The organism is Bacteroides sp. UBA939, from assembly GCF_002293435.1.
Lineage (GTDB): Bacteria > Bacteroidota > Bacteroidia > Bacteroidales > Bacteroidaceae > Bacteroides.
Genome location: NZ_DBDF01000129.1, coordinates 1 through 7,694, shown reverse-complemented (window position 1 = coordinate 7,694; position 7,694 = coordinate 1). Strand labels below are relative to the sequence as shown.

The following is a 7,694-nucleotide window of genomic DNA, read 5'->3' as shown; positions in this document are numbered from 1 at the left end:
TTAGTGTTTCATCCCTAAGTAACAGGTTCTTTTTGCATAAACAGCTTGTAAATATGCAATAATGCGTATAAATACTGTATCATTATTCTTTGTCCGTTCATCAAGTACGCTAAAAGATGAATTTATAAATCAAGGCATGTTACGAAAAGCGGGATAATGCTATCATAAAGAACACAAACAACGATTATTCATTGTCATTTAGATATTCCGCAAATTCTTCATCTCACGATCTTTAGCCTGCATTATTCATAGTGTAGTTAAAGGAGTTATCACTTCGTTAGGAGTTAACCTGCATGATTCATGCTTCAGGAGTCTATAAGCAGGAGTTACTCCTGCGGTATGATAATACAAGCTAAAGCCTGCATCATTCAAGTTAAGACCTCCTTCTCCCCTCAAAAGTACCTGCAAAACACTAATTTCTAACAGAAAAACGTTCCCCAAGAGGCTATTTTAGCATTTCTTATAGATTTTCCGCGTCTTTATATCTTTTATTAATACATATATGGAATAAAACAGCTATATTTGCAGCACGTTTTTTTCATAGAGATTTAGATTTAAGGTTAGACGAATTGTGGAAGTCGTGAGACTTCCCTTTTTTTCGCCTTAAGGATATTATTTGCGTCCGTGTTGTTGATTAGAAACCTATGTATCTGTTCTATTTAGTATAGGTTTCTCATTTTACGGTAGTAAATTAAAAGAGAGTCACTTCGCGAGAAGAGACTCTCTTTTATTTCTTGAAAAGGCACGAAAATGATGGGTCAGCGGATTTGATGTTGATTGAGCAGTTTGAATTTGCAGTAAAAACATACTTTTAAGAAAGAACAGCCAAAGGATATTTCCTCTGGCTGTTCTGCTTTTTATATATAAATCTGATATTCTCCAAACACTTACTCAGGCTTGAGGCATTCGCTGCCTGAATAGAATAAAGAACGAAACCAAGGAAGTATTATTCCAATACGATAGGCTTATACTTCGGAACCAAGGCTTTCATCACAACCCAACCAATCAGGTAAGCTATTGCACATACGCAGAAGATGATGAAGTATCCTGCGGGTTTACCTTCAAAACCCATGAAAGTCATGTTAGTTTCACCGGCATGAACGAAGAGTTCACCGGCAATGTATTGAAGCAACATAGAACCTACGCCACCAGCCATACCGCCGATACCTGTGATACTTGCAATGGCAGCTTTGGGGAACATATCACCGACTGTAGAGAAGATGTTAGCCGACCATGATTGATGAGCTGCACCACCGATACCAATCATGATAATCGGCAACCACGGAGAAATAGTGCCCAATGGCTGTGCCAGCAATACTACCAGCGGGAAGAATGCAAAAATCAACATGGCACGCATACGTGCTGCGTATGGATTCAGCCCGGTTTTATTAATAATAATAGTCGGTAATTTACCTCCATAGATAGAAAGCATTGTAATAGCATACAGGGTAAATATCAACGCAATACCCAACCCTTCGGTGGTCTTGATACCAAACTGTGTGCTCAGATAAGAAGGAGTCCAGAACAAGAAGAACCACCATACGCCGTCGGTCATAAACTTACCGAAAGCGAAAGCCCACGTCTGTTTGTAGCTGAAGCATTGCCAGAAAGGCATCTTCTTCTCATCTTTTTCTTCCACAACCGGAGCAGCACCTTCTTCGTGCTTGTCCTGTTCAATGTATTCAAGTTCGGCTTTGTTCACATGCTTGCTTTCAGTAGGTTTGGAGTACATAAATACCCAGAAGCCCATCCAGATAAAGCCAAGCGCACCAATTACGATGAAAGCCATTTCCCAACCCCAGGCTTTGGCAAGCAAAGGAATACTCAACGGGGCAACCAGAGCGCCGATAGAAGCGCCGGCATTAAAGATAGAAGTAGCATACGCACGGTCTTTCTTGGGGAAATACTCGGCGGTAACTTTGATAGCTGCGGGGAAGTTTCCGGCTTCACCAAGTGCCAGGATACAACGGGCTGCCAGGAAACAGTACATACTAACAGTAGCAATAACCACCACTACGTCGCCGGTAGCGCCTATCAACTCGGCTGCACTGTGCAAACCTACAACATTTTGGGTTACAATACCGCAAAGAGCGTGAATACAAGCACCTACCGACCATACGCCGATAGCCCAGAGGAAACCTTTTTTGGAACCCATCCAGTCGATGAAACGACCAGCAAACAACATGCAAAGTGCATAAACGAAAGAAAAGACAGCGGTGATTTTACCGTAGTGTGATTCGTCCCAGTGGAATTCGGGTTTGATGAATTCATCCCATGTCAATGACAGCACCTGGCGGTCAAGGTAGTTTACCGTTGTAGCAAAAAATAGCATGGCACAGATGGTCCACCTGTAGTTTGTCATCTTTCCCATAGCATTTTGAATTGTACTCATGATACGTTGATTTAATATTATTAATTCTTATTTCGAGGCCAAAAATACACAATATTTGATGTATATCCATAGAAATATTATCTATTTTAGTGTATTTTTCATCCTGAGCGCAAATAAATAGTCCAAAAAGTGTTACCGCACACGAAAACCATCGTTATCGTACACGAGAAAATATATTCGTAAGGCTCAAAATAAATAATACACCTTTTAAGTCGAAAAGTACACAAGCTATTAGTTAGTAACCGCTACCTTTGTTTCCTTATTTAAATGAATCTGTTAACTATTAAAATAAGAATAGAAAGATGAACAAATTGCTTTGTAAGATTTTAGTGATGGGAACTTTGATTGGTTCCACACAGTTGTCCGCTCAGAAAGTAAGTGATAAACAATCATGGTCGGTGCGTATGGCAGAGTCGGAAATGATTCGTTGCCCGGAATCATGGCAGCTTGATTTCCAGAAGAGGCTGAAATGGGATTATTGCCACGGCTTGGAGTTGCAGGCAGTGCTGGATGTATATGACACGTATGGAAATCAAAAGATGTTCGACTACGCACTGGCTTATGCAGACACCATGATACACGAAGACGGAAGTATCGAGACGTATACACTGAACGAATACAACATCGACCGGTTGAACTCCGGCAAATTCCTGTTCCGCATTTATGAGCAGACGAAAGATGAAAAGTATAAGAAAGCCATTGACCTGCTGCGCAGCCAGCTCGATACCCATCCGCGTAATGCTGACGGCGGCTTTTGGCACAAAAAGATTTACCCGAACCAGATGTGGCTGGATGGTCTTTATATGGGAGCTCCCTTCTATGCCGAATATGCGTTCCGCAATAACCGTGCAGGAGATTATGCCGATATAGTGAGCCAGTTCCTGACGGTAGCCCGCCATACGTATGACCCGAAGAACGGACTGTACCGCCACGCATGTGACGTAAGTCGCAAGGAACGCTGGGCAGACCCCACCACAGGGCAATCCCAACATAGTTGGGGACGTGCCATGGGCTGGTACTCAATGGCGTTTGTTGATGCGCTCGACTTTATTCCGGAGCATGAGGCGGGACGCGACTCGATGCTGGTGATTCTTAATAATATTGCCGCACAGGTGAAACGCATACAAGACCCCAAAACCGGTTTGTGGTACCAGGTTCTGGATAAAAGCGGCGAAGAAGGAAATTATCTGGAATCTTCTTGTTCCACAATGTTTGTATATTCCCTGTTCAAAGCTGTGCGTAAAGGATACATTGACAAATCCTATCTGAAAGTTGCCCTTAAGGGATACCAAGGAATTCTCGACAACTTTATTGAAGTGGATAAAGACGGTGTGGTGACTATTACCAGAGCTTGTGCCGTTGCCGGACTGGGTGGCAGTAACTATCGCATGGGAGATTACACCTATTATATAAATGAACTCATTCGCAGTAATGACCCCAAGGCAGTAAGTCCGTTTATCATGGCAAGCCTGGAGTATGAGCGTCTGCAACAAGTAAAGGAAATCGTAAATCAGAAATAAAACCATGAAACATCTGACATCTTATTTATGCGGCATAGTGCTCCTCCTGACGGGAGCAACGCCGCTATCGGCACAGAACCAGTGGAAAGACACAATCAGAGTGGCCCGTGACGGTACGGGAGATTACCGCACACTGACGGAAGCTATGGAAGGCATTCGCGCCTTTATGGACTATAAAGTAACGGTGCTGATAAAGAACGGAGTCTATAAGGAAAAGGTAATTGTTCCGTCCTGGCTACAGAATGTTGATATCATCGGCGAAAGTGTAGAGAATACGATTATAACGTACGACGACCACGCCAATATCAACAAGATGGGCACTTTCCGTACATATACCGTGAAGGTGCAGGGAAACAGCATTACCTTCAGCAACCTGACGATAGAAAACAATGCAGCCCGGATGGGACAGGCGGTAGCGCTTCATACGGAGGGAGACCGGTTGGTGTTCATTCATTGCCGCTTGTTGGGAAATCAGGACACCATCTACACAGGGGTTGCCGGTACGCGCCTCTACTTTACGGACTGTTATATTGAAGGTACAACCGATTTCATATTCGGCCCTTCTACCGCATGGTTCGAGAATTGTGAAATCCGCAGCAAATCAAACTCTTATGTGACTGCCGCTTCCACCCCTGAGGATGTCGCCGTGGGTTATGTTTTCAAGAATTGCAAGCTGACTGCCGAACCGGGAGTGGACAAGGTATATCTGGGACGTCCCTGGCGTCCGTATGCTGCAACCGTATTTATCAATTGCGAAATGGGAAAACATATCCGCCCTGAGGGATGGCACAACTGGGGTAAAACGGAGAATGAACAAACAGCCCGTTATGCCGAATATGGAAGTACGGGAGAGGGTGCGTCAACCGCCAACCGCGTGACGTGGTCGAAGCAATTAACCAAGAAAGAAGCTGCCCAGTACGAAAATCTGAGCTACGTATTCAGAATGTGTAGCGACTGGATACCCGGAAAGTAACGAATCAGCGCTTTAGAAAATCAGCTCTCATGGGGCTGAAACAGTCAATCAGGATACCCGCTTCGAGACATACGCAACCGTGTTCTGCATCCGGTTCGATGTAAATTCCGTCTCCGGTTTCTACAATTCGCGTTTCACCGTTCACGGTGAACTCGAACTTACCGCTTGCCACATAAGTGGTTTGTGTATGATAGTGAGTATGTGGGGCACCGGCGGCACCTTGTTCAAATTTCACTTTAACAAGCATCAACTGCCCGTCGTAACCCATGATTTGACGCACTACCCCTTCGCCTGCGGATTCCCAAGCGGTTTCTTTTTCAGAAATGAAGGTGTTACTTCTTGTCTTTTTCATTACTTTCTTTTTAGTTGGTTATTAGTGTTGGCAAACTTACATAAAAAAATACGAGTTACAAACGTACTCAAATAAAAAGTAGGGAAACTTAAGGGTCTGTTTAAATTTTCCTGTTTTGAATTTATTTCGAATGTGAATCAGTAGTTAAAGTAGTTATCGCTTCGCTCAGTAGTTATGGGAGTTAAAGCCGATAGTCTGGTTACTGATATACAGAATTAAGAATTAAGCATTAAGGAAGTATCGGCTTTAACTCCTAAGCCCGCTTGAGGGCTGATAACTCCTTTAATTCCTCTAACTCCTGATTCGCATTTCTAATTGATTTCGAGTAATATTGTAACCGGAAAACAACAACATATTAATATTGATTGAACCATGAAACATAAGTTAACATTACTGTTAGGTTTGTTTTTCTTGTTCTCAGCCTTCAGGGCTGACAAACCTGTGATTACCATCTTTATGATTGGAGATTCTACTATGGCCAATAAGCCGCTGACCGGTGAGAATCCCGAAAGAGGATGGGGACAAATGCTGCCCGGTTATCTCTCGGAAGAAGTACGTGTGGATAATCATGCCATGAACGGACGAAGTTCTAAAAGCTTTATTGATGAAGGACGATGGGACAAAGTAATCCCCCAAGTGAAAAAGGGTGATTATGTATTTATCCAGTTCGGACACAACGACGAGAAAGCGGACTCTACGCGGCATACCGATCCCGGAACGACTTTCGACGCGAATCTGAAACGCTTCGTAATCGAAACACGTGCCAAGGGAGGTATTCCGGTTCTGTTCAACTCCATCGTACGCCGCAATTTCGGTACTGCCACCAGTGCTGCCAATGGTGCTACCAATGGTGCTGCCATCGGTGCTGCCAATGGAAATGCGGCAACCCAACCCGTTAGTCAGGACAATATAAACCAATTCATCAGTCAGGATGATATACGTAAAGAAGTCAATCCGGATGCCACGAGAGAAGCTTCGGGACAGGCAACTGCTGCCGAAGGAGATAAACTGATTGATACACACGGCGCTTATCTGGACTCTCCGCGGAACGTGGCGAAAGAATTAGGAGTAGCCTTTGTTGATTTGAACAAGATTACGCACAATCTTGTAGAAGGCATGGGGCCGGTAGAATCCAAGAAGCTCTTCGTATGGGTGCCTGCCAATCAGGTTGCCGCTATGCCAAAGGGACGTGAGGATAATACCCACCTGAATGTGTACGGCGGGCGCGTAATAGCCGGTCTCGCCATAGACGCCATTGCTAAAGAAGTGCCGGAACTGGCAAAGTATATGCGTCATTACGATTTGGTAGTCGCCAAAGATGGCAGCGGAGACTTCCTTACCGTACAGGAAGCCATTGATGCGGTTCCCGATTTCCGTAAGAATGTCCGTACCACGATATTGGTGCGTAAAGGCGTGTACAAAGAGAAGATTGTAGTACCGGAAAGCAAGATTAATGTTTCTTTGATAGGCCAGGAAGGCGCTGTGCTTTCGTATGACGATTATGCCAGGAAAGCAAATCTTTTCGGAGAAGAGAAAGGAACTTCCGGTTCATCCTCCTGCTACATTTATGCACCCGACTTCTACGCGGAGAACCTCACGTTTGAGAACTCTTCAGGCCCCGTGGGACAGGCTGTTGCCTGCTTCGTAAGTGCCGACCGCGTTTATTTCAAGAACTGCCGTTTCCTCGGTTTCCAGGATACGCTCTACACCTACGGCAAGGGATGCCGCCAATATTATGAGGACTGTTACATTGAAGGTACGGTGGATTTCATCTTCGGTTGGTCTACCGCCGTATTCAACCGTTGCCATATTCACAGTAAAAGAGGAGGCTACGTGACGGCGCCTTCCACGGACGAAGGACAGAAGTACGGTTATGTCTTCTACGACTGCCGCCTGACTGCCGATGATGGAGTAGAAAAGGTTTACCTCTCACGCCCCTGGCGCCCGTTTGCGCAGGCTGTCTTTATCCGTTGCAATCTGGGTAAGCATATTGACCCTGCCGGTTGGAATAACTGGGGTAAGAAGGAAACCGAAAAGACCGTCTACTACGCTGAATATCAAAGTACAGGCGAAGGTGCAAACCCCAAAAAGCGCGTCTCCTTTTCCCACCAGTTGAAAAACCTCAAGGGATATGAAATGGACACCGTGCTTGCCGGAAACGATGGCTGGAATCCGGTGAAGAATGGAAATGAGCTACTGAACATCAACCGATGAATTTTGAATTTTGAATTATGAATTATGAATTATGAATTGCTATGCAGCATGATTGTGCAGCCATTCAAAATTCATAATTCCAAATAAACATAAGTACTCATGTTTCATTATCTTACAGTATCTGTCAAAGTATAAACTAAATATCCTGTATTATTCATAGTGTAAGTACTTCGTATGAATTATTTTTACGATAAATGAGAATTTAGCGGAGCGGAGCAGTGATTAGTGATTAGTGATAAGTGA

5 protein-coding genes are annotated in these 7,694 nt (G+C 44.2%); 3 read left to right on the top strand and 2 right to left on the bottom strand.

Annotated features, from left to right (window positions below; translation table 11 throughout):
- Nucleotides 1-946: 946 nt before the first annotated feature.
- The gene (locus B2Z67_RS08340; protein ID WP_291529364.1) at nucleotides 947-2,392 is read right to left on the bottom strand and encodes an MFS transporter; all 1,446 of its coding nucleotides are present in this window, start codon (nucleotides 2,390-2,392) and stop codon (nucleotides 947-949) included.
- A 302-nt stretch (nucleotides 2,393-2,694) separates the two neighbouring features.
- On the opposite strand from B2Z67_RS08340, the gene B2Z67_RS08335 reads away from it, so the two are divergent.
- Entirely contained in the window at nucleotides 2,695-3,912 is a 1,218-nt protein-coding gene (locus B2Z67_RS08335) for a glycoside hydrolase family 88/105 protein (protein ID WP_291529363.1), read from the top strand.
- 4 nt (nucleotides 3,913-3,916) lie between these two features.
- Entirely contained in the window at nucleotides 3,917-4,885 is a 969-nt protein-coding gene (locus B2Z67_RS08330; protein ID WP_291529362.1) for a pectinesterase family protein, read from the top strand.
- A gap of 4 nt (nucleotides 4,886-4,889) precedes the next feature.
- Here the strand turns inward: B2Z67_RS08330 and B2Z67_RS08325 are convergent, their stop codons facing one another.
- Nucleotides 4,890-5,237, bottom strand: a complete 348-nt coding sequence (locus B2Z67_RS08325) for a cupin domain-containing protein (protein WP_291529361.1) — start codon at nucleotides 5,235-5,237, stop codon at nucleotides 4,890-4,892.
- 372 nt (nucleotides 5,238-5,609) lie between these two features.
- Between B2Z67_RS08325 and B2Z67_RS08320 the strand changes: the two genes are divergently transcribed.
- The gene (locus B2Z67_RS08320; protein WP_291529360.1) at nucleotides 5,610-7,451 is read left to right on the top strand and encodes a pectinesterase family protein; all 1,842 of its coding nucleotides are present in this window, start codon (nucleotides 5,610-5,612) and stop codon (nucleotides 7,449-7,451) included.
- The last annotated feature ends 243 nt before the right edge of the window (nucleotides 7,452-7,694 follow it).

Coding starts and splice junctions, on each gene's coding strand:
- B2Z67_RS08340 (WP_291529364.1), bottom strand. CDS start 2,392: ATGAGTACAATTCAAAATGCTATGGGAAAGATGACAAACTACAGGTGG.
- B2Z67_RS08335 (WP_291529363.1), top strand. CDS start 2,695: ATGAACAAATTGCTTTGTAAGATTTTAGTGATGGGAACTTTGATTGGT.
- B2Z67_RS08330 (WP_291529362.1), top strand. CDS start 3,917: ATGAAACATCTGACATCTTATTTATGCGGCATAGTGCTCCTCCTGACG.
- B2Z67_RS08325 (WP_291529361.1), bottom strand. CDS start 5,237: ATGAAAAAGACAAGAAGTAACACCTTCATTTCTGAAAAAGAAACCGCT.
- B2Z67_RS08320 (WP_291529360.1), top strand. CDS start 5,610: ATGAAACATAAGTTAACATTACTGTTAGGTTTGTTTTTCTTGTTCTCA.